A 22,250-nucleotide genomic window follows, 5' to 3' on the forward strand; every position below is an offset into this window, starting at 1 on the left:
CTCAGGGAAAAAATTGTTGCAGAAAATATTGCACAAAATGTTGATTGACTGTATCCATCTTTACGTCAGGAACAAAATGGCTTATTTGAGTCATTTCCATTTTTTCAAATCCACAAGGATTTATTCCTGAAAAAGGTTTTAAGTCCATATCGACATTAAGCGCAATTCCATGATAAGTACAACCATTTTTTACTCTTAATCCTATTGATGCTATTTTTTGCTCATTTACATATACCCCAGGTGCACCACAACGAATAGAAGCATCTATTTGATATTGTGCAAGAACAGATATTAATATCTCCTCCAATTTGCTTACCAATGTTCTTATTCCTAAATTTTTTCTGCTGATATCCATTAAAACATATGCAATAAGCTGGCCTGGTCCATGATAAGTTACTTGTCCTCCGCGATCAGATTGTACCACGGGTATGGAAGCAGGGTTGAGTATGTGCTCAGGTTTTCCCGCTTGTCCTTGTGTATAGACTGGAAAGTGTTCTAAAAGCCAAAGCTCATCTTGAGTAGTTGTTTCACGCTTTTGTGTAAATTGCTTCATTAGCAGCCAAACATCATTGTAATTTTGAATACCTAGCTGTTGTATTTTCATTATAGAACCATTTTTACTTCTGGATGCTGTGTAATGGCTCTATAAAATGCGTCAAGTATTTCTTGATTTTCAGCAAAAACAGTGACTGTTATTGCCAAATAATTAGAGTCTTTGCTCATTTTATGAGTCAGTGCATCTTCTTTAATATGAGGAAAGTGAGTGACAGCAATTTGTCTGATTTCTTCAAGAAAAACGGACGAATTATTCCCTATTATTTTTATAGGAAAATAGCAGGGAAATTCGATTAAAGTCGTTTTTGTCATCCTCAAATCCTATCAGGTCTTAGGAGCTAAACCAGCGTTTAAAAGCCAAACTTATAGAGTCTTTGGTTCGTGTATAAAAACCACCTGGCTCAACATCTTGTAAGGCATATAGTGGCCGAGTTAATACGACATTATTATCAAATTGAACCACTAAATCACCTATCTTATCACCTTTCTTAATTGGTGCCTCGACGAAGGAAGGAATTTTAGTGGAAATATTAAGACGCTGATATTGACCAGTGGGAATGGTGATATATTGATCTTCATTTAAGCCTATGCTTATCTTATCAACTTGTCCTTTATAAAGAGGAAGTTCTGATATTGACTGGCCTGACTTGTAAAGCTGGTGGGTTTCAAAAAATCTGAAGCCATAATTGAGTAATTTTTCACTATCATCTGCACGGGAAGAGTCACTTGGTTCGCCGAGGACCACAGCAAGTAAACGCATATTGTCACGTTTGGCAGAAGATACTAGACAAAATCCTGCTTCATTGGTATGACCAGTTTTTATACCATCTACTTGATTATCACGCCACAGCAAGCGATTTCTGTTAGGTTGGCGAATACCATTATAGGTAAACCACTTTTGTTTATACCAATCATAATATTGTGGAAAGTCAATAATTAATGCTCTACCGAGAATCGCTAAGTCTTTTGCAGTGGTATATAAATTAGGGTCGGGTAAACCAGTGCTATCAGTAAAATGGCTGTTTTTCATTCCAAGATTTTGAGCTTGTTGATTCATAAGATCAGTAAATGAGTTCTCAGTTCCGCCAACATGTTCTGCCATGGCAATACAGGCATCGTTTCCTGAGTCAACAATGATCCCCTTAAGCAAGTCCTCTACAGGAACTTGTTGCCCTTCTTTGATAAACATCCGTGAACCACCTATTTTCCATGCATCACGGCTGACTCGCACATTATCAGTAAGGTGAATTTGTTCGTGATGTAGTGCATTTGATAAAACATATAAGGTCATCATTTTAGTTAAACTCGCAGGAGGCAAACGTTCCTCGCTGTTTTTTTCTGCAATGATTTTGCCGCTGTATACATCAATCAATATGTAAGCTTTTGCATTAAGAATTGGAGGCGCAGGGGTAACCAACGGTTTATTTGTCACTGTTGGAGAAGGTCTTTCAAGGTCTGCGATAGGTTTATTAGGTAGCGAACCATCATCTGCCATAGAATTGGTTGATTGTACAAATAAAGTGATGATAAACAGTGTAGTTAATAAAATAGACGTTGTTCTTGTCATGTTGTTATCTAGTCCTATTGCAAAAAATGTGAATATAGTAACACAGCCTTTTGTTTGCAACAAAATAGCAGATGAAAAATAATGTAATATTTTTCAAGTTAAAATAAATCTTCGAAATTATGCGATATTTCTGTATATTAACCAGAAAACAATTATTCAAACTGGATACTATGCGAAAGATACTTATTGCCGTGACAATTATATTAACAGGGTGCCAAACTGCAAATCAGTCTTTTGATTCTTCAGCATCGGGAACAAAAAAATCTACACGACAAGTAACTCAAAGTACGAATAATTCAATATATAATCGCTATAAAAATAAAACAAATCGATATACTCAGCATCAAGATGGCGCACCCGCTAAATTGAGAAACATCAGTTTTAAAGAGCCTGTGCCGTCCAAAGAGCCTTTAAGCCGATATGGCAACATATCAGAATATTCTGTTGATGGACGATCATATCAAGTGATGCGAAGCTCATCAGGGTATAAAGCGAGAGGCATCGCTTCCTGGTATGGAACAAAATTCCATAAACAAAGAACTTCCAGCGGTGAGCCTTACAACATGTATGTAATGTCTGCTGCACATAAAACCCTACCTTTACCGACTTATGTAAAAGTTAAAAATTTAGACAATGGAAAGGTTGCAATCGTTAAAGTAAACGATCGCGGTCCATTTCATTCCAATAGGATTATCGATTTATCCTACGCTGCAGCTTTAAAACTGGGTGTATTTCCAAAAGGAACAGCCCGTGTTGAAATTGAGACGTTAATGGGGCCTGCTGGAAAAGCACATTATTATCTGCAGGCAGGTGCTTTTACAACGAAAGCATCGGCAACACGTTTAAAAGAAAGATTAACTCATATTACTCCATCCCCAGTGTATGTTGAGCACTATAATCAGCATTATGTCGTGAGAGTAGGGCCATTTGGTTCAAAAAATATGGCTGATAGCTTGAAACGAAAATTAGCACTTAATGGTGTAAGAGGATCTTTTTCCGTTTTAATTTAGGCTGTTATGGAATTATTGATAGCCAATTCATGAATTAATGGATAAAATTGTTAGTCAATTTTTAAAAATCATTAGAATTGAATGTAGCGATTGTTGACGATTTGCTATTTTGGCTAGGGGAGAATTGTAAATAGGCTCTAATAAAATTCTAGTCTTATAAAGCACAATGTAAGTCCGTTTTTAATTCAGTTATCTTATTTTATTGCGCTTTTTTAGAGCTTCAGTTATTCAAAATAAGGTTGGTTATTATATTTAATATTGAGGTACTCAATCAATGCATGAAAGCTCTGTATTTTACACAATATTCTTAATCTTCGCAGGCGCTGCATTTCTTTCAACCTTGGTTCTTTATACCAAACAATCTTTGTTGGTTGCTTATATTCTTCTTGGAGCCTTTTTTGGACCATGGGGATTAAAGCTGGTATCTGATGTGACTATTGTCAAGCAAATTGGTGATATTGGAATAGTCTTTCTATTGTTTCTACTTGGACTGCATTTACAACCCCAAAATCTTGTCCACATGTTAAAGAAAGTGACATGGATAGCTTTGGTTAGTTCAGTTCTTTTTGCTGTAACTTCATATGGGATTAGCAGGCTTTTTGGCCTAAGTGTGACTGAGTCATGGATTGTAGGGTGTGCCATGATGTTTTCAAGCACTATTATTGGCTTGAAATTATTACCAACAACTATCTTGCACCATCAGCATACTGGTGAAGTAATGATTAGCGTACTATTGATGCAGGATGTTATTGCAATCATTGTGCTGATCTTAATTCACGGAGCACAACAAACAGGCGGGTTCTCGTTCGATGATATTATTTTAGTGGGTATTGATTTACCTGCATTGATTCTTTTTGCCTTTGCTGTTGAGAAATATGTTTTGATCCGATTACTGGCTCGTTTTGATAGAACTCAGGAATATGTATTTCTGTTATCAATTGGCTGGTGTCTGGGGATGTCGGTTCTTGCACAAAAAATAGGTCTTTCAGAAGATATTGGTGCTTTTCTAGCTGGGGTAGCTCTGGCAGCAAGTCCTATTTCTCTTTTTATTGCTGAGAGCCTAAAACCTTTGAGAGATTTTTTTCTGGTGATGTTTTTCTTTTCAATCGGAGCGACTTTTAATTTTGGCTTAGCGCAGCAAGTGCTTATTCCTGCCCTTATTTTGTCGCTTTTAGTCTTACTATTCAAACCGATTCTATTTTATTTGCTTCTTGGAAAGTCGGGTGAAAAAAAGCATGTTGCAAAAGAGGTTGGTATTCGTTTGGGACAAGCAAGTGAGTTCTCATTACTTGTTGCCAGTATTGCTTTAAGTACGGAACTTATTTCGGATAAAGCATCTAATTTAATTCAAGCTACTACCATTTTAACATTTATTGTTTCATCATATTTTGTTGTATTGAAATACCCAACCCCCATAGCACTATCTGAAAAAATGCGTAAGGATTAAATAATGAAATTATTAGTTATATTGTTGAGCTTATTGAGTGAACGTTTTTTGATTCACTCTGTTTCTTACCAACGTTTTTATTGGTTTTTTGATTATTGTCAAAAGATAAAGATGAGTACCAATAAACAAAGTTTTTTAACTAACCCCTGGGTGCTTTTGGCCCTTATAATAATTCCTATTGTACTTCTTGTATCGATAATTTACTGTTTGTTAGATCAGCTGGTGTTTGGGTTGATAGGATTCTTTTTAAGTATTTTAATTTTCTTTTATTGCCTTGGGCCTCAAAATGTATTTTATCCAGTAGTTCAATCTGATAATAGGACTAATCAGGAGCTTGTAGGAGACTATTTTGTTTTAGTCAATAGACAATTATTTTCTCTTGTATTTTGGTATATCATTGCTGGTCCTATTGGCGCATTGGCTTATCGTTTAATCACTTTATGTCGTGATGTCAATTTTGTTAGTGAACAGGCACATGAAATAACCGATTTACTTGAATGGATACCTGCTCGATTAACCGTATTGCTTTTTTTGCTTGTAGGAAATTTTCAACGAGGTTTTTCTTCGTTTACCAGTTACTTTCTTGCAAAACCTGATAAGAATAATGACATGTTGCGTGTCTGCGGTTTGTTAGCGGTTAAAACAAATGAAACAGAAGAAATTCCGATGCCTGTAGCAGAAGGTTTGGTTGATCATGCAATTATTGTTATGCTGGTTTTTATTGCTTTATTTACATTAATTACTTGGTTGTAGTTTTCATTTATGAGTTAAGAATAGGGTCAATTCGCAAGATTGAGCCAATATAGTAGTGTGATTTTAGAGCATCGAAATGCAATGCACATGAAGTATGTGAGTATAGCAGCACATAAAATCGCATCGTTATGGTCAGGATAGTAGAATTGTTTATAGAACCCTGGCATTGGACTGAAGCATTTAATCTACATAATCATTTATTGCGGATAAGACCTATATGATTTCTTTTTTGCGTCTGATTTGTTGTACTATAATTTTAGGGCTTTGTGGTTGTTACGGATTACAACATAATGTACTTAAAGGGCAGGCATTGGCGCAATGCAATATGACTTGTGAGCAGCATTTTGAGTTTTGTAGACAAAGTTGCACTAACAACTGCCCCAATTGTTCTTACATATCACAAATTGATGCAGAAAAGAACTTTTTAAAATATGTGCATGAAAAAAGAGTTGAGGGTAAAAAGGTGATGCGTGAGTTGAAATCTTACCGCGATCCACTACAATGCCGCAAAGTAACATGCGATTGCTTATCAGATTTCGCAATTTGTAAGAAAGGTTGCACAGGTGTAATTCCTACAAAATTACAGGCTGTACCTTACTGTGTTTAATAGATTTCGGGGAACACTTTCATGGCAAATGAAACTAATTTAGATTTGGATCCTATAGAAACGCGTGAATGGCTGGATGCCCTGCAAGCTGTATTAATCAATGATGGCCCGAAGCGAGGCGCTTTTCTTTTAAAACAGCTTCTTAATAAAGCAAATGCAGAAGGGGTTAATTTAACCAGTTCAATTAATACCCCTTATAGAAATACAATCAAACCACATGAAGAAAAGCAAATGCCACCTGATGAAGGTCTTGGTAAGCGTATTAGTGCCTTGATTCGCTGGAATGCTGTGGCAATGGTATTGCGGGCAGGAAAATATGCTCCTGAACTTGGTGGTCATATTGCATCTTATGCTTCTTCGTCTACTTTATATGAAACAGGGTTTAATTACTTTTTTAAAGGCCCTAAGGGTGAATATGGCGGGGATTTAATCTACATTCAAGGCCATTCTTCTCCTGGTATTTATGCACGTGCCTTCCTTGAGGGGCGGCTTAGTGAAGAGCAATTAAATAAATTCCGACAAGAAGTGGAAGTGGATGGTTTATCTTCATATCCCCATCCCTGGTTAATGAGTGAGTTTTGGCAATTCCCTACGGTATCTATGGGACTAGGGCCATTGCAAGCTATTTATCAAGCACGATTTTTAAAATATCTAGAAAATAGGGGACTCATCAAAGCGGATGATAGAAAAGTATGGGCTTTTCTTGGGGATGGTGAGATGGATGAGGTTGAGTCTGTCGGCGCTTTAAGTATTGCTGCGCGAGAGAAGCTTGATAATCTTATTTTTGTTGTGAATTGTAATTTACAGAGACTCGATGGACCTGTTCGTGGTAATGGTAAAATTATTCAAGAACTTGAAGGTCTATTCCGTGGCGCTGGCTGGAATGTAATAAAAGTTATTTGGGGTGGTCGATGGGATCCATTACTTGCGCGCGATAAAGATGGCTGGTTACAAAAACGTATGGAAGAATGTGTTGATGGCGACTATCAAGCTTACAAAGCAAATGATGGAGCCTATGTGAGACAACATTTCTTTAATCAATATCCAGAATTAAAGAAGATGGTTGAAAACTATACCGATGAAGAAATCTGGAGATTGAATAGAGGCGGTCATGATTCTCAAAAAGTTTATGCGGCTTATGCTAAGGCTGTAGAGCATAAAGGTTCTCCAACTGTTATTTTGGCAAAAACAATTAAAGGTTATGGAATGGGAGCTGCTGGTGAAGGACAAAATATAACCCACCAGCAAAAAAAAATGACCGTAGAGCAATTAAAGGCATTTAGAGACAGATTTAGCATTCCTATCAGTGATGATCAAATTGCAGAGATACCATTTTATAAACCGGCAGATGATAGTCCTGAGATAAAATACATTAAAAAGCAAAGAGAAATGCTGGGTGGCTATTTACCTGCACGTTCTACAGAAACTGAACCTCTTAAAGTTCCTGCTTTGGCTGACTTTTCGTCAGTCACTAAGGGATTAGGTGATCGCGAAATTTCAACTACAATGGCTTTTGTACGTATTCTTTCAGTATTACTTAAAAATAAGGAGATCAGTGAGCGTATTGTTCCAATCGTTCCTGATGAGTGCAGAACGTTTGGAATGGAAGGTTTATTCAGGCAAATCGGTATTTATTCTCCAGTAGGTCAGCTTTATACACCTGTAGATCATGAACAAGTCATGTTTTATCGCGAAGCTAAAGACGGACAAATTCTTGAGGAAGGAATTAATGAAGCGGGAGCTTTTTGTTCGTGGATTGCTGCAGCGACCTCATACAGTTCAAATAAATTGGCCATGATCCCATTTTATATTTACTACTCGATGTTTGGATTTCAGCGTATTGGTGATTTGGCATGGGCTGCAGGAGATATGCAGGCCAGAGGTTTTCTATTAGGCGGAACTGCCGGGCGAACAACCCTTGCGGGCGAAGGATTACAACATCAGGATGGTCATAGCCATTTATATGCTTCTACAATTCCAAATTGCGTCTCATATGATCCGACTTATGCTTATGAGCTTGCTGTAATCATCCAGGATGGTTTGTACCGTATGTATGAAAAACAGGAGAATGTTTTTTATTATATTACCGTAATGAATGAAAATTACATGCATCCGGATATGCCAAAGGGAGCTGAAGAAGGCATTATTAAAGGAATGTATTTATTGCAAGAAAGTAGGAAAAAATCCAAACAACACGTCCAGTTAATGGGAAGTGGAACCATACTGCGTGAAGTTATCAAAGCAGCACAAATGTTAAAAGAAGATTATTCTGTAACTGCAGATATTTGGAGTGTAACAAGCTTTAATGAATTAAGAAGGGATGGGTTGGCTGTAGAACGCTATAATGCAATGCATCCTCAAGGAGAAGAACAAAAAAGCTATGTTGCTACACAATTAAAAGGCAGACCTGGACCTGTAATTGCTGCAACTGATTATTTACGAATATATGCAGATCAAATCAGACCTTTCGTACCTAACCACTATGTCACTTTAGGTACTGATGGTTATGGAAGAAGTGACACGCGTGAGCGTTTACGCCATTTCTTTGAAGTAGATGCTAAATTTATAGTTTTAGCGACATTAAATGCTTTAGTTGCGGAAGGAAGTATCGATAAATCCAAAGTTGTAGATGCAATAAAGCGCTATAACATTGATCCTGATAAACTGAATCCGGTTAATCATTAGAAAAGTATTTACTAGGCTTAGTAATTCCATCTGTGATTGTAATGGAGCAAGCAACATGCGCTTAAATGAGTTTCCATTACAATTATGACTTGAATATACTGAGTAATCTTTTGAGGAAAGACATGTCAAACGAAATAGAAGTTAAGATTCCTGATATTGGTGGAGCGACTCAGGTTGATGTGATTGAAATAATGGTCCAAGTAGGAGACTTGATCGAAATCGATACACCGCTCATTACTTTGGAGTCAGATAAAGCTAGTATGGAAATTCCTTCCCCTGTTGCAGGAAAAATCACAAAACTGAATATCAAAGTAGGGGATAAGGTATCCGAAGGGGATGTGATTCTTTTTGCCACGGTTGAAAAAAAATCAGACACTGAAAAAGAGAGTAAAGCTCAAACAGTTAATAAAGAACCTGAAAATGAAACTAAAGTTATAACACAGGAAAATAAGTCAGAAAGAACAAAAGAGGTTAAAGTTCCTGATATTGGTGGTGCTACCCAAGTTGACGTAATTGAGGTTATGGTTCGGGTAGGAGACCAAATCGAAATCAATACACCGCTTATTACCTTGGAATCAGATAAAGCCAGCATGGAAATTCCTTCTCCAGTTGCAGGTAAAATCACTAAGCTGAACCTTAAAGTAGGTAATAAGGTATCTGAAGGAGATGTGATCCTTTTAGCTGCTACAGAGAATGGAGCAAAAGCTGAAAAAAGTGAAACAACCCCAGCTGAACAAGAACCGGTAAGTGCTCTTGAAGCATCCAGCTCAGTAGAACCAGAAAAAAAGAGCGAGCTGATTGTACCCCAACCTGTTCCTGCTGATACAGAATTTTCAAATTTTATTGCCGCCGGTCCTGCTGTCAGGCGTCTTGCTCGAGAGTTAGGTGTCAACTTGGCAGCGGTTAAAGGTACAGGCCGTAAGGGTCGTATTACTAAAGAAGACGTGCACACTTATGTGAAAACCCGTTTAAGTGAGCAATCGGGTCAAGGATCTTTCGGTATTCCATCCAATCCTGTAATTGATTTTGCGCAGTTTGGTGAAATTGAATCCAAGCCCCTTAGTAAAATTAAAAGGCTTACTGGTGTTAATGTTCATCGTTCATGGATAACAATCCCGCATGTAACTCAATTTGATGCAGCAGATATTACTGATCTCGAGGCATTTAGAAAGTCTGAAGCAGAGCATACTAAAGAAAAAGGATATAAGCTTACCTTACTAGCATTCGTTTGTGCTGTAGTGAGTAAAGCGTTAAAGGTCTTCCCACAATTTAATGCATCATTAGATGCCACGAGCACCAATCTTATTTATAAGAAATACTGCAACATAGGTATTGCAGTAGAAACACCGAACGGTTTGGTAGTTCCAGTAATTAGAAATGTTGACACGTTAAGTGTTGCTGAAGTTGCAATGGAAATGGCACGGTTAAGTACTAAGGCTCGAGATAAGGGCTTAATGCCAGCAGATATGGCAGGTGGATGTTTTACAATTTCCAGCTTGGGTGGAATTGGTGGCACGGCGTTTACACCAATAGTGAATAGTCCTGAGGTGGCGATTCTTGGATTATCTCGCTCGGAAATAAAACCTGTTTATGAAAATGGTACATTTCAACCAAGACTTATGTTGCCTTTATCCTTATCCTATGATCATCGGGTGATAGACGGTGCAGAAGCGGCACGCTTCACTCGTTTTGTCTGTGAGTGTTTAAGTGATATAAGACGAATTCTACTCTAATTTTTTATAATATCTAAAATGAAAGAGGCTTGTAATGGCTAATAAAATAAAAACAGATGTCCTTGTATTAGGAAGTGGCCCTGGTGGATACACAGCTGCGTTTAGAGCAGCAGATTTGGGGAAAAAGGTTGTATTAGTAGAGCGTTATGACTCACTGGGAGGTGTTTGTTTAAATGTAGGCTGCATTCCCTCTAAAGCGTTATTGCATATTGCTAAAGTTGTTGATGAAGCTCATGAAATGTCTGAGCAAGGTGTTAGTTTTGGTAAACCTAAGCTGGATAATAAAAAAATCGTTGCATGGAAAAACTCTGTAGTGTCGAAATTAACAGGCGGTTTGAAAGCTTTATCAAAGCAACGTAAAGTTGAAGTGGTTACCGGCATAGGTAAGTTCTCAGGCGCGCATCAGGTGACTGTGGCAACTAAAGATGGCTCTGTAGAAGTTGAATTTGAAAATGCAATTATTGCCGTGGGTTCTGAATCGATTAATTTACCTTTTATCCCCGAGGATAAACGTATTTTCAGCTCAACCGGTGCTTTAGAGCTTGCCGATATCAAAGGCAGTTTATTGGTTTTAGGTGGTGGAATTATTGGTCTGGAAATGGCTACTGTCTATTCATCTTTAGGCGTTGATGTAACTGTTGTCGAATTTATGGATCAGCTGATTCCAGGTGCCGATTTTGATTTGGTAAATGTTTTACAAAAACGCATGCAGAAAAAAGGTATCACATTCCTTTTAAAAACTAAAGTAACTGCCATGGAAGCAAAAAAAGATGGTATCTATGTTTCAATGGAAGGCGAGCATGGAACAGATAAGCCTCTTTGCTTTCAACAAGTTCTTGTTTCAGTTGGAAGAAAACCTAATGGTGGTGTAATTGATGCAGAAAAGGCGGGCATAAAAGTTGATGAGCGTGGCTTTATTAGAGTAGATAATCAACAAAGAACAAATGTAGCACATATTTTTGCCATTGGAGACGTAGTTGGACAGCCAATGCTTGCCCACAAAGCAATCCCGGAAGGGAAGGTTGCTGCAGAAGTTATTGCGGGTAAAAAGCATTACTTTGATCCTAAATGTATTGCTAGTGTTGCTTATACCGATCCAGAGCTAGCTTGGGCAGGTTTAACTGAAAAAGAAGCTAAGGAAAAAAATATTCGTTATGAAAAAGCTACCTTTCCCTGGGCAGCCAGTGGGCGCGCGCTTAGCATGGGACGGGAAGAGGGAATGACTAAATTATTGTTCTGTCCAGATACTAATCGCATATTGGGTGCAGGTATTGTAGGTATTAATGCAGGTGATTTAATTGCTGAAACGGCATTAGCTATTGAAATGTGCTGTGATGTTGAAGATATTGCCTTGACAATACATCCTCATCCAACACTTTCTGAAACTATTGCTCAAGCAGCAGAGGCATTTGAAGGAACAATTACTGATCTTTATTTGCCAAAAAAGAAAAAAAGTACTGAATAAATATGTAATATGTAGCCTGGGTACGGTAAAGAAGCAGGAAGTTAGAGCCTCTTCACCCAGGTTTTTCTACGTTGCCAGGTTACACTTGTTTATTTGGGAGCAGCAGAAATGACTCTTAATATTCGACGCATGGCTGAATCAGATATTGATACTGTTTATGCTATTGAGAAAGAAGTACATATTGCCCCTTGGGATAGAGATATCTTAAGAGATTGCGTGCGGGTGGGATATGATTGTCGAGTATTTGAAGTAAATATAAAAAATAGCCTAATAATTTGTGGTTATATTATTTCTAGGCCCAGCAATAATTGCTGTCATATTTTAAATTTCTGTATTGCTAAACCTTTTCAATCGCAAGGTTACGGGCGGCAATTTTTGCAACAAGTACTTACCTCATTAAATGCGTCACAGTATATTGATCATGTGATTCTTGAAGTAAGACCCAGTAATCAGGCAGCCTTACATCTGTATCATAGTGTGGGCTTTAAACAAATAGAAATTAAACCAGCATATTATGTGGAAGACAATAATATTGAAGATGCGATTGTGCTGAAAAAAATATTGTCTGCTTAAAATAAAATTCAATTTAAAAAAATTTTTGTAAATATATTCTGTCAATACTGTTTTTTAATTTTTTCTTTGTTATCATGTACGACCAATTCTGTGAATCCCCTAGCTTCCCTTCCTGTGGATAACTTTTTTTAAAATTCCTATTTCTATTTCTATTTTTATGTCAAAAATTAACATAAGCCTTATGAGGAACGAGATTACTTTCTTTGTATGGATGAGATAATGATGGATGTTATCCACAAAATCTGTGGATAACATTGTGCATAGTACCATGAATTACTTGATAAATAAGCTCATTTTATAGTTGATATAATATTAACCAAAAAAAATGAATATGAATAGGTGTGCAAGGAACGCTCTAGGGACAGATTAATCTATTAAAGTCTTCATTAAATAGTTTATTTATTCCTACGTCCCGCGACTTATCCATGAGATCCTGGGAGTTTGTAATAAAATAAGATTCCACGGAAATGCTCCCGTAACATAAGAGATAGATAATGAAAAATTGATTATCATTTTGACTGGAAACAGCAAAAATATTTAAAAAAGGCGAGTTCTAGCTTAGATAATGGTACAGTACTTTTGGCAGCAGTTTATCTCTTTCTCCTCTTTGTTCTTATTGCTCTGATTTAGCGATTGAGGAGAAGGTTGGAACAAACGATTACTAAAACTCGCATCTGTATTTATTCTGTTATCAATATCAATTTTTAACTTTGGTTTGCGTGCATATCGCGATCTTATTCCAACTGTTTCATAATGATCATCATCAATCTCAGAGGTTGTATATTTATTTACTTCTACCTCGTTGATAATAGAGGGAGTATATTTTAAAAAATCAGATACCTGGAGTTGTTGGATAACCCCTTCAATCGCACGGCAATGACTTTCATAAACGAGATTAGCATTTTGGGATAAGCTAAGAAATTTACTTAGCATATATCGCATTTCTTCGTCAGTGGGCATGTAATGACCACTTTCATTGCTTATTTTGATTAACACACCTTCTTCCAACTCTAGTTTACCAGCAGCCAATACTTTCTTTCCATTCGCAAGAGCTGAATGAAAGAATTTTCCATTATCTTCTACATAAATAATTTGCTCGTTGGACAAAACCACATATAGGAATAAACCATTGAGCAACTCATTTTTTACATTATAAAAGCCCATTAGAATCCACTTTAATTTTGGCTTCTTGTTGCTGGTCATAGGAAAAATAATTGTAAAGAGAAGATGCTCTCTCTTGAAACATTCTTTCTGATTGACGTTCTTGTTTTGCCTTTGGCTTAAGAGAAATAAGTATTTTTGATTCCATAATTTATTAATTGTTGACTGATGCAATACCTATTTTAGTAACTACAAATTAAGAATTTATTATCTTTTGTATAAATTTTATTTGGGATCTATATAAAAAATTATGGAAAAATAAATTTCTATTTTTTACAGAATCGCAAACAGCTGAACTTATTATCTTTAATAACGTTTCTATCTCCAGGAGGGGGCAAAAAACTAATAAATCAAATAAACAATTTAAATTGGGAAAAATTGAGCTACGGACGTCAACAGATTCTTAGGGGTATTCTACTCTTACATTAACTTTGAGTACTCGTATTGAAGTAGCTTCTATAAAATGCACAGTTTAATATTTAGAGTTTATTAGAGGCTGTTTCCATTTCCAACTTTTGGTTCAATCGTACTATTTATTCTTCAGATACTCGCCAGTTCCGTAAAAATATTTGTAATTTATGTAATTAATATGCTCATCTTGAGCATTGTAGCAACATATCACCATGACAAATATAAATCGTCTGTGGTACTCTAACATCTTGAAAAATGCAATCTTTCGCATAACGATTGCTACAGGAATTGAAGTTGACTAAATGATTTATTTGTTGAGAACATTTTCATGAGAAGAGCAAAATCAAAACCGAATTCTGTGACGCAAACTGCTCAAATTGATAATTTAAGCCATGATGGAAAAGGAATAGCTCGTATTAATGGTAAAGCTACTTTTATCCAAGGGGCTTTGCCTGGTGAACAAATTGAGTTCCAATATACCAGAATAAAAAAAGATTTTGATGAGGGGCTCTTACTTAAAGTGCTTGCACCGTCATCTATAAGGGCGGAGGCAAAGTGCCCTCATTATTCAATGTGTGGTGGCTGCTCATTACAACATGTAAGCGAAGAACAGCAAATTCTTTTTAAACAAGATCAATTACTAGATTTATTGTCGCGATATGGTCATGCTCAACCACAAGTTGTGTTGCCACCTTTAAGTTCAGGATACTGGAATTACCGGAACAAAGCGCGATTAAGCGTACGCTATGTGGAGAAAAAACAAAGCGCTATGGTAGGGTTTAGAGAGCGTAGTAATCCGCGCTACATTACCGAGATCACTCAATGCCCGGTTTTAAACGCAAAACTTGATGCCGATATCATTCCTTTAAGGCGACTGATTGACTCAATGCAAGACAAACATTGTATTGCGCAAATTGAGGTTGCAGCAGGGGATGATGAGATTGCTCTGATTTTCAGAAATTTGACTCCCTTAAACCTTGATGATGAATTAAAAATCAAAGAATTTGCTGAACAATATCAATATAAAATTTTCCTGCAGCCAGGTTCTCCTGATACTGTATTTTGTTTTTACCCATCTAAATCAAGTGAGTATCTCTCTTATAAATTACCAGATTATCAAATTACCTTTTTCTTTCATCCAACAGATTTTACCCAAGTTAATTCTGCATTGAATCGCTCTATGGTATCACAGGCCATACAGCTAATGGACTTAAAAAGTACTGATATAGTGCTAGACTTATTCTGTGGGCTGGGTAATTTTTCACTCCCAATGGCTAAGTTTTGCACCAAGGTACTTGGGGTGGAAGGCAGTAAAACTATGGTTGAGAGAGCATACATGAATGCGCAACTGAATCATATTCAGAATGTGGATTTTTATGCTGCAAACTTGGATGATGTGAATGAAGTCAAGAAGTTGGTTCAGCAATCTTGCAACAAAGTACTAATTGACCCTCCTCGCTCAGGAGCCTTGGAAATTGTGAAGCAAATTGATGCGCTTAACCCAGAGCGTATTGTTTACGTATCATGTAATCCCATAACATTAGCTCGTGATACAGATATTTTGGTCAATCAAAAAGGCTATACATTAATAAAGGCAGGCGTAATGGACATGTTTCCTCATACTGCTCACGTAGAGTCGATTGCGTTGTTTGAAAAAGGATAAAGCTCATGGTTCGAGTAAAAGATACTATTCCATTGTGTGAAGACGGAAGCATTGATGTTGATTTATGGCTCCATCAACTAGGCGCAAAGGGTTATTTGGATAATCTTGAACTCATTCGCAGTGCATGCACTTTAAGTCAGCTTGCTGGGCAAGAACATGCTACAGAAACTGGCCAATCGTGTCTGCAACAAGGTTTGTCTATGGCTGATTTGCTCGCAGATCTTGAAGTGGATCAGGAAACGCTTGCGGCGGCAATTATTTTTGAAAACGTGCACTATGCCGATTTATCCATTGATGATGTTGCGGAGCAATTAGGTCCCAATATTGCGAAATTAGTCAAAGGCATAGAACGCATGAGCGCAATGCACAGTTTTCAGGGATTAAATAAATACCCACAAAATAAACAACAAATTGATAATCTTCGTAAAATGTTGTTGGCCATGGTGGATGATGTTCGTGTCGTGTTGATTAAACTTGCTGAACGCCTATGTGTTTTAAGAACGGCAGGACATTTATCTGATGAGTTACGCAAACAACTGGCGACTGAGGCGATGGAAATCTATGCACCATTGGCTAACAGATTGGGTATCGGGGCCATTAAATGGGAAATGGAAGATTTAGCTTTTCGGCATTTGCATCCTGAAGAGTATAAAGAGATTGCCAAAGGTCTGAAAGCAAAGCGATTAGAACGAGATAGTTTTGTTAACGCAATTGTTGCTCAGATGAATGAGCAGATTAAAGCAAGTGGGATCGATCACTTTGCTGTTTATGGACGTTCGAAACACATCCACAGTATCTATAAAAAAATGACCCGAAAGAATGTGTCACTCGATGAAATATATGATGCCACTGCGGTACGTGTCCTTGTTAATACTCAGCCTCAATGTTATGAAGTCTTAGGCATGGTACATACACTTTGGAAACAAATTCCTGCTGAATTTGATGATTATATTATTAATCCTAAGGCGAATGGATATCAATCACTACATACTGCAGTCAAAGGCCCGGAGGGTAGAGCTTTTGAGGTGCAAATTCGAACATTTCATATGCATGATTTGGCTGAAATGGGAGTTGCAGCCCATTGGAAATATAAAGAAGGAGGTTTCAAACAGAAACAAAGCCATGAGCGAAAAATAGAATGGCTACGCGATGTATTGGCTTGGCATCGTGAAATGGCAAGTAATAAGGGGGTTCCAGAAAGCACTACCACCGAGTTTCTCGAAGACAGAGTGTATGTTTTTACTCCAGATGGAGATGTCCTCGATTTACCCCATGGTGTAACTCCTTTGGATTTTGCTTATCACGTACATAGTGATCTAGGGCATCGATGTCGTGGTGCACGTATAAATGGCCATATCGTTCCCCTAACTTATCAATTAAAAACGGGAGATCGAGTAGAGGTTTTAGCTGGAAAGGAAAGTAAACCATCCCGTGACTGGATTAACCCCCATTTAAATTATCTTAAAACATCTCGTGCCAAGGCCAAGGTTTTGCATTGGTTTAAAATGCAGGATTATGATCGGAACATTCAAGATGGCCGCGAAATATTAGACAAAGAATTAAAATCGTTGGGGATAAAATCCGATAAACTAAATGAGGCAGCTACAGCACTACATTTCAAAAAGCTTGATGATCTTTATGCAAATCTTGGACGTGGTGATATTAAAATAGGCCAAATTATTAGCAAACTCACTCCGCCAACTACATCAGAACTTAATCTTGAGCGATTCGTCAGACCTCAGGCAAAACCAGAAGTTACCGGAAGTGATTTGCGTATTGAAGGAGTGGGTAATTTACTAACTTTTATGGCGCGATGTTGTCAACCAGTCCCTGGCGATTCTGTTATTGGCTATATTACTATAGGTCGTGGTGTATCCGTACATCGTCAAGATTGTCCTAATATCATTCATGCGAACGAAAGACAAAAACAACGTTTTCTGCAGGTCACTTGGGGAAGTGCGACACGTGAAAACTATGTGGTAGATATTTTAATCAAAGCGTTTGACCGTTCTGAACTTCTAAAGGACATCACCTCGCTGCTTGCTAATGAAAAAGCACACGTATATGCATTCCAAACTCAGAGCAATAAACACGAAAATATGGCGTATATCACTTTAACTGTAGATGTTGATGGCCTGAGTAGTCTCTCGCGCTTACTGGCGAAATTAGAGCAAATCCCTAATGTTCTTGAAGCAAGAAGACAGCTTTAATTACCGTTGGAGCTACAACCAAGTGACACGTGTTCCACTCCACTGTGCCTCACTACCTCTTTATTTAAAAATAAATCCTGCAACAACAGCACGATGCTCGTTCAATAAAACATTGTAAGTTCGACATGCTGCGCCTATAGACATGCATTCTATACCTATTCGTTGCTCAGCAAGCTGCTTCATAATTGACAGAGGTAGGAGTTTTCCGGTATGTTCATGACCAATGATGATAATTTCCGGTTTAAATTGCGTTAATAAGCTCATGTAGTGCTCGTCAATTTCATGAATATCGTTAATTGACAGATCACTAATGATTTCTGTTTTAGAAACAATTAAACTGTTTTCATAGACAATGGAATTAATCTGAATTTTGTTATCACTATAAGCTTGCACTACATGTGGTTCTGCTGATTCTAAATTGATATTCATGGTTTAGAGTGTTTTCAATGAATGATACGTGGCTGTAAGTATACTACAGAGGTCAATATTATGAGTCAATTTCCGCGTATAAATCGCTTACCCCCTTATGTTTTTAACACGTTAACCCAATTAAAAACCGAAGCGCGAGCACGGGGAGAAGATATAATTGATTTCGGCATGGGAAATCCAGACCAACCAACACCGCCACATATTGTCAATAAGTTGATTGAAGCAGTTCAAAGACCCGATACTCATCGATATTCTATGTCCAAAGGAATCCCAAGACTTAGAAGATCTATGGCCTCATGGTATCAACGTAACTATGATGTACAGTTAAATAGTGAAACACAGATATTAGCTACCATAGGGTCAAAAGAGGGGCTGGCACATCTGGCACTAGCTATAAGCGGGCCTGGGGATACAATTTTAGTCCCTGATCCAGCTTATCCTATTCATACGTATGGATTTATTATCTCTGGTGCTAATGTAAAACAAATTCCACTTATTAATGAAACTCAATTTTTAGCTTCTGTAGAAGATACAATTAATCGCAGCTGGCCTAAACCGAAAGCGTTGGTAATTAATTTTCCTGCAAATCCAAGTACTCATTGTGTAGATTATTCTTTTTTTGAACAAGTTATTGAGTTGGCAAAAAAACATGAAATTTGGGTAATCCATGACTTGGCATATGCTGATATTGTATTTGATGGATATAAGGCTCCTTCAATACTTCAAGTACCAGGAGCTACAGAGGTAGCAATTGAAACTTATTCAATGTCTAAATCGTATAATATGCCAGGATGGCGAGTTGGTTTTGCTTGTGGAAATGAAGAGTTGGTTGCAGCGCTTACCCGGATTAAATCTTATTTAGATTACGGTACATTCACACCAATTCAAGTTGCAGCAATTGCTGCATTAGATGGTCCAGATGAGTGTGTACAAGAGATTAGAACGCTTTATGAAAAAAGGCGTAATGTTCTTTGTGATGGTTTAAATGAGATTGGTTGGGAGGTTACTCGACCCAAAGCAACCATGTTCGTTTGGGCACCTATCCCTTCTCATTATCAACATATGGGATCACTTGAGTTCAGTAAGTATTTATTAAAAGAAGCTCATATCGCTGTATCGCCAGGAATAGGTTTTGGCCAACAAGGTGATAGTTATGTTCGTTTTGGTTTAATTGAAAACAAAGATCGCACACGACAGGCATTAAGAAATTTAAAATCATTATTTCGCAGAGATGGATTGATTAAGGCCGAACAAACATGCGTGTTGTGATTGACTCAGAGTGCAGTTCCATTCCCGAAAGAGCTAAGCCACTCAATTCAGAAGGGAGTGCATTACTCAATTTTTTGCTGAGTCTTGGCTACAATCCTGAGAACCCGCCTGTTGCTGATTTACTAAAGAGGTATCACAGTTTAGAAGGGAAATGGCTTGTGTTGACCCCAGTTCATTGGGAGGCAACACACAATGATGCAATGATTGTGGCTTTGGGAAAAAATCTGCAACTAGAACAACATGAGTCTAAATTTTGGTTTGATATATTCTCGCAGTATCTGGGAGAAGAAGGTACAGCTCTTTACTATCATGATGCGGAAACATGGTTACTAAGCAATCATAAAAATTTATCTGTAAATGCAAAGCCTCCTTACCGCTTGTTGCATCAATCATTATTGCCGGAATTAACTCAGCTTGATAAGACGATGCATTGGCAAAAATTTATTACTGAAAGTCAAATGCTTTTTGCATCCAAACCCAATCCATCCATGGCCAATGGTTTATGGGTTTGGGGGGATGCGACAATTAAAGATAAAAGACCAATCAATATTTGTGCTGATAAGCAATTTTATTCATTAGCACAAATGTGCAGTACTCAAGTTACTTTATATAACTCAGCAATAACGCTTAAGGATTATCAGATTTTATTGCTCACCGAATTTTCTATGCTCAGTGAATCGCAACAAGAAGAACTAAAAAAAATGTCTGTTCATTGGTATTGGAATAATCTGGCTTACTCTACGAGTGCTAATAGCTGGTACTCCCGTTTGTGGAGAAAATTAATACATGCTTATTAAACAACGTTCTCAACCAATCCACACGCTCAATTTACCTAATATGCCTGATGTGCTAAGGCGGATATTCGCAAGCAGAGGAATTACTGAGCCTTCTCAATTAGATAAACAACTCCAGACTTTATTACCCTTTGATAGCTTAAAAGGAATAGATAAAGCATGCATTCGCTTGGAGACAGCATTACGTGAACAACATAGGATTTTGGTTATTGGCGATTTTGATGCAGATGGAGCGACATCAACAGCACTTGCTGTAACTGCTTTACGCGCTATGGGAGCACAATTTATCGACTATTTAGTCCCTAACCGTTTTGAGTTTGGTTATGGTTTAACACCACAAATAGTTGATGTAGCCAGCAAATGGAAACCCAGGCTGATAATTACTGTAGATAACGGGATTGCTAGTATTGAAGGTGTGGAAAAGGCCAACCAATTAAATATTGATGTCTTAATCACTGATCATCACTTACCGGCCGAAACGCTTCCTAATGCATGTGCTATAGTGAATCCGAACCAGTCAGACTGTAAATTTCCCAGTAAATCGATTGCTGGAGTTGGCGTGATTTTTTATGTCATGCTTGCTCTACGTAGACATTTGGTAAACTCGAATTGGTTTTGTGAGATGAACATCGTTGAGCCCAATATGGCGAGTTTTTTGGATTTAGTTGCTTTGGGCACTGTAGCTGATGTTGTGGGACTGGATCAAAATAACCGTATTATGGTGAATCAAGGCCTGGCAAGAATGAGGCAAGGTCTTTGTCGCGTAGGTATTAAAGCTTTGGTTGAAATATCTGGGCGTGAGTGTGCACGACTCAGAGAGTCGGATTTGGGATTTGCTATTGCACCAAGGCTTAATGCTGCGGGAAGATTGGACGATATGGCTTTGGGTATAGAATGTTTAATTACAGAGGATCAAGAGCAAGCTAGAAATTATTGTCAGCAATTAGATGAATTAAACGAAGAAAGAAAGCAAATTGAAACGGAAATGAAAGAGCAGGCAATGCAAGCACTGGAAAAGCTTGCGCTTAGTACTGATTATAATAGAAATCATTTACCTATTGCATTATGCCTTTTTGATAAAACATGGCATCAAGGAGTCATTGGAATTTTAGCAGGGCGAATGAAAGAGCGTTATCATCGACCGGTGATTGCTTTTGCTGAAGTGAGCGATGATGAATTGAAAGGTTCTGCCCGTTCGGTTCCAGATTTAAATATTCGCGATGTATTGGCAGCAATAGATAAGGATCATCCGGGACTGATCTGCAAATTTGGTGGCCATGCCATGGCAGCGGGTCTGAGCATTCATCCAAATGCTCTTGAAACCTTCCGTGAGGCATTAGTTTATGAAGTGAACAAGCATATTGATTTTTCTCAATGCGAAGGAGAATTACTGACCGATGGCCCATTACAGCCTGAAGAGTTTAGCCTTGAAATCGCTCAATTAATACAACAGGCAGGTCCATGGGGGCAGCAATTCGTTGAGCCTGTTTTTGATAATGTTTTTGAAATATTGGATCAACGCATAGTAGGGAAAAATCATTTAAAAATGACTTTGATGACAACACAAGGTAATCAACAAGTGGATGCGATCGCCTTTAATGTCGATTTAAAATCTTGGCCGAACTATAGAGCTAAATACGTGCATGCGGCATATAAGTTGGATATCAATTTTTATCAGGGGCGAACACGGCTGCAATTACTTATCCAAGCAATGAATGCGGTAAATCAAGAGTAATTTGAATACAGTATTGTGATGTACTCATTGTAAATCATTAAGCTAATGATTTTAATCGTTCCTCTGCGTACACGGAGAAGCCAAGATTGATCCTTCGATTTCCTACGTACCGGTGAACCACCACACCTGCTGCGCTTTACTAGATCTTGTTTTTAAAGTTGAACTCGAAGCATCGGTCTGGAT

The 22,250-nt window shown here is 37.7% G+C and carries 18 protein-coding genes; 12 read left to right on the top strand and 6 right to left on the bottom strand.

What is annotated here, in order from left to right; genetic code table 11:
- Position 1: 1 nt before the first annotated feature.
- Genes lipB through Lpar_RS12725 form a run of 3 tightly spaced genes read right to left on the bottom strand, consistent with a single transcriptional unit; the run spans position 2 to position 2,122 of the window.
- The gene (lipB, locus tag Lpar_RS12715; protein WP_058518273.1) at positions 2-604 is read right to left on the bottom strand and encodes a lipoyl(octanoyl) transferase LipB; all 603 of its coding nucleotides are present in this window, start codon (positions 602-604) and stop codon (positions 2-4) included.
- Complete coding sequence (locus tag Lpar_RS12720) at positions 604-867, bottom strand: HP0495 family protein (protein ID WP_058518274.1); 264 nt, start codon at positions 865-867, stop codon at positions 604-606. The genes lipB and Lpar_RS12720 overlap by 1 nt, the downstream gene beginning before the upstream one ends.
- 19 nt (positions 868-886) lie before the next feature.
- On the bottom strand, positions 887-2,122 hold the full coding sequence (locus tag Lpar_RS12725; protein WP_058518275.1) for a D-alanyl-D-alanine carboxypeptidase family protein: 1,236 nt from the start codon (positions 2,120-2,122) through the stop codon (positions 887-889).
- 170 nt (positions 2,123-2,292) lie between these two features.
- Here Lpar_RS12725 and Lpar_RS12730 point away from each other — a divergent pair, with 170 nt between their 5' ends.
- The 7 genes from Lpar_RS12730 (at position 2,293) to rimI (ending at position 12,395) form a co-directional block, all read left to right on the top strand.
- Entirely contained in the window at positions 2,293-3,132 is an 840-nt protein-coding gene (locus Lpar_RS12730; protein ID WP_058518276.1) for a septal ring lytic transglycosylase RlpA family protein, read from the top strand.
- Between the two features lie 274 nt (positions 3,133-3,406).
- The gene (locus Lpar_RS12735) at positions 3,407-4,579 is read left to right on the top strand and encodes a cation:proton antiporter (RefSeq protein WP_058518277.1); all 1,173 of its coding nucleotides are present in this window, start codon (positions 3,407-3,409) and stop codon (positions 4,577-4,579) included.
- Positions 4,580-4,582: 3 nt separating this feature from the next.
- Positions 4,583-5,332, top strand: a complete 750-nt coding sequence (locus tag Lpar_RS12740; protein WP_058518278.1) for a hypothetical protein — start codon at positions 4,583-4,585, stop codon at positions 5,330-5,332.
- Between the two features lie 628 nt (positions 5,333-5,960).
- Entirely contained in the window at positions 5,961-8,624 is a 2,664-nt protein-coding gene (aceE, locus tag Lpar_RS12750) for a pyruvate dehydrogenase (acetyl-transferring), homodimeric type (protein WP_058518280.1), read from the top strand.
- A gap of 122 nt (positions 8,625-8,746) precedes the next feature.
- Complete coding sequence (gene aceF, locus Lpar_RS12755; RefSeq protein ID WP_058518281.1) at positions 8,747-10,357, top strand: dihydrolipoyllysine-residue acetyltransferase; 1,611 nt, start codon at positions 8,747-8,749, stop codon at positions 10,355-10,357.
- Between the two features lie 34 nt (positions 10,358-10,391).
- Complete coding sequence (lpdA, locus tag Lpar_RS12760) at positions 10,392-11,822, top strand: dihydrolipoyl dehydrogenase (RefSeq protein WP_058518282.1); 1,431 nt, start codon at positions 10,392-10,394, stop codon at positions 11,820-11,822.
- Positions 11,823-11,930: 108 nt separating this feature from the next.
- Positions 11,931-12,395 (top strand): ribosomal protein S18-alanine N-acetyltransferase, encoded by a 465-nt coding sequence (gene rimI / locus Lpar_RS12765; RefSeq protein ID WP_058518283.1) that lies wholly within the window; start codon positions 11,931-11,933, stop codon positions 12,393-12,395.
- Positions 12,396-12,953: 558 nt separating this feature from the next.
- Here the strand turns inward: rimI and Lpar_RS12770 are convergent.
- Entirely contained in the window at positions 12,954-13,559 is a 606-nt protein-coding gene (locus tag Lpar_RS12770; RefSeq protein ID WP_058518284.1) for a hypothetical protein, read from the bottom strand.
- Positions 13,546-13,704, bottom strand: coding sequence for a hypothetical protein (locus Lpar_RS18885; protein ID WP_156416205.1), 159 nt, complete (start codon positions 13,702-13,704; stop codon positions 13,546-13,548). Before Lpar_RS18885 ends, Lpar_RS12770 begins: the two co-directional genes overlap by 14 nt.
- A gap of 591 nt (positions 13,705-14,295) precedes the next feature.
- Here Lpar_RS18885 and rlmD point away from each other — a divergent pair.
- Entirely contained in the window at positions 14,296-15,630 is a 1,335-nt protein-coding gene (gene rlmD / locus Lpar_RS12775) for a 23S rRNA (uracil(1939)-C(5))-methyltransferase RlmD (RefSeq protein ID WP_058518285.1), read from the top strand.
- 5 nt (positions 15,631-15,635) lie between these two features.
- Positions 15,636-17,840: a GTP diphosphokinase gene (gene relA / locus Lpar_RS12780; protein WP_058518286.1), complete on the top strand. Its 2,205-nt coding sequence runs from the start codon at positions 15,636-15,638 to the stop codon at positions 17,838-17,840.
- Between the two features lie 60 nt (positions 17,841-17,900).
- Here the strand turns inward: relA and Lpar_RS12785 are convergent, their stop codons facing one another.
- Positions 17,901-18,269: an Mth938-like domain-containing protein gene (locus Lpar_RS12785; RefSeq protein ID WP_058518287.1), complete on the bottom strand. Its 369-nt coding sequence runs from the start codon at positions 18,267-18,269 to the stop codon at positions 17,901-17,903.
- A 60-nt stretch (positions 18,270-18,329) separates the two neighbouring features.
- Here Lpar_RS12785 and alaC point away from each other — a divergent pair, with 60 nt between their 5' ends.
- From alaC to recJ, 3 genes are read left to right on the top strand one after another with little or no spacing between them, the layout of a single operon-like run.
- Positions 18,330-19,538, top strand: a complete 1,209-nt coding sequence (gene alaC, locus Lpar_RS12790) for an alanine transaminase (RefSeq protein ID WP_058518288.1) — start codon at positions 18,330-18,332, stop codon at positions 19,536-19,538.
- Complete coding sequence (locus Lpar_RS12795) at positions 19,526-20,335, top strand: hypothetical protein (RefSeq protein ID WP_058518289.1); 810 nt, start codon at positions 19,526-19,528, stop codon at positions 20,333-20,335. The genes alaC and Lpar_RS12795 overlap by 13 nt, the downstream gene beginning before the upstream one ends.
- The gene (gene recJ / locus Lpar_RS12800; protein WP_058518290.1) at positions 20,325-22,067 is read left to right on the top strand and encodes a single-stranded-DNA-specific exonuclease RecJ; all 1,743 of its coding nucleotides are present in this window, start codon (positions 20,325-20,327) and stop codon (positions 22,065-22,067) included. Before Lpar_RS12795 ends, recJ begins: the two co-directional genes overlap by 11 nt.
- Positions 22,068-22,250 lie beyond the last annotated feature (183 nt).

The sequence above is a fragment of the Legionella parisiensis genome, from assembly GCF_001467945.1.
Lineage (GTDB): Bacteria > Pseudomonadota > Gammaproteobacteria > Legionellales > Legionellaceae > Legionella > Legionella parisiensis.

What these genes read in the sequence shown, in the direction of transcription:
- lipB (WP_058518273.1), bottom strand. Translation starts at nt 604, where the DNA reads ATGAAAATACAACAGCTAGGTATTCAAAATTACAATGATGTTTGGCTG.
- Lpar_RS12720 (WP_058518274.1), bottom strand. Translation starts at nt 867, where the DNA reads ATGACAAAAACGACTTTAATCGAATTTCCCTGCTATTTTCCTATAAAA.
- Lpar_RS12725 (WP_058518275.1), bottom strand. Translation starts at nt 2,122, where the DNA reads ATGACAAGAACAACGTCTATTTTATTAACTACACTGTTTATCATCACT.
- Lpar_RS12730 (WP_058518276.1), top strand. Translation starts at nt 2,293, where the DNA reads ATGCGAAAGATACTTATTGCCGTGACAATTATATTAACAGGGTGCCAA.
- Lpar_RS12735 (WP_058518277.1), top strand. Translation starts at nt 3,407, where the DNA reads ATGCATGAAAGCTCTGTATTTTACACAATATTCTTAATCTTCGCAGGC.
- Lpar_RS12740 (WP_058518278.1), top strand. Translation starts at nt 4,583, where the DNA reads ATGAAATTATTAGTTATATTGTTGAGCTTATTGAGTGAACGTTTTTTG.
- aceE (WP_058518280.1), top strand. Translation starts at nt 5,961, where the DNA reads ATGGCAAATGAAACTAATTTAGATTTGGATCCTATAGAAACGCGTGAA.
- aceF (WP_058518281.1), top strand. Translation starts at nt 8,747, where the DNA reads ATGTCAAACGAAATAGAAGTTAAGATTCCTGATATTGGTGGAGCGACT.
- lpdA (WP_058518282.1), top strand. Translation starts at nt 10,392, where the DNA reads ATGGCTAATAAAATAAAAACAGATGTCCTTGTATTAGGAAGTGGCCCT.
- rimI (WP_058518283.1), top strand. Translation starts at nt 11,931, where the DNA reads ATGACTCTTAATATTCGACGCATGGCTGAATCAGATATTGATACTGTT.
- Lpar_RS12770 (WP_058518284.1), bottom strand. Translation starts at nt 13,559, where the DNA reads ATGGGCTTTTATAATGTAAAAAATGAGTTGCTCAATGGTTTATTCCTA.
- Lpar_RS18885 (WP_156416205.1), bottom strand. Translation starts at nt 13,704, where the DNA reads ATGGAATCAAAAATACTTATTTCTCTTAAGCCAAAGGCAAAACAAGAA.
- rlmD (WP_058518285.1), top strand. Translation starts at nt 14,296, where the DNA reads ATGAGAAGAGCAAAATCAAAACCGAATTCTGTGACGCAAACTGCTCAA.
- relA (WP_058518286.1), top strand. Translation starts at nt 15,636, where the DNA reads ATGGTTCGAGTAAAAGATACTATTCCATTGTGTGAAGACGGAAGCATT.
- Lpar_RS12785 (WP_058518287.1), bottom strand. Translation starts at nt 18,269, where the DNA reads ATGAATATCAATTTAGAATCAGCAGAACCACATGTAGTGCAAGCTTAT.
- alaC (WP_058518288.1), top strand. Translation starts at nt 18,330, where the DNA reads ATGAGTCAATTTCCGCGTATAAATCGCTTACCCCCTTATGTTTTTAAC.
- Lpar_RS12795 (WP_058518289.1), top strand. Translation starts at nt 19,526, where the DNA reads ATGCGTGTTGTGATTGACTCAGAGTGCAGTTCCATTCCCGAAAGAGCT.
- recJ (WP_058518290.1), top strand. Translation starts at nt 20,325, where the DNA reads ATGCTTATTAAACAACGTTCTCAACCAATCCACACGCTCAATTTACCT.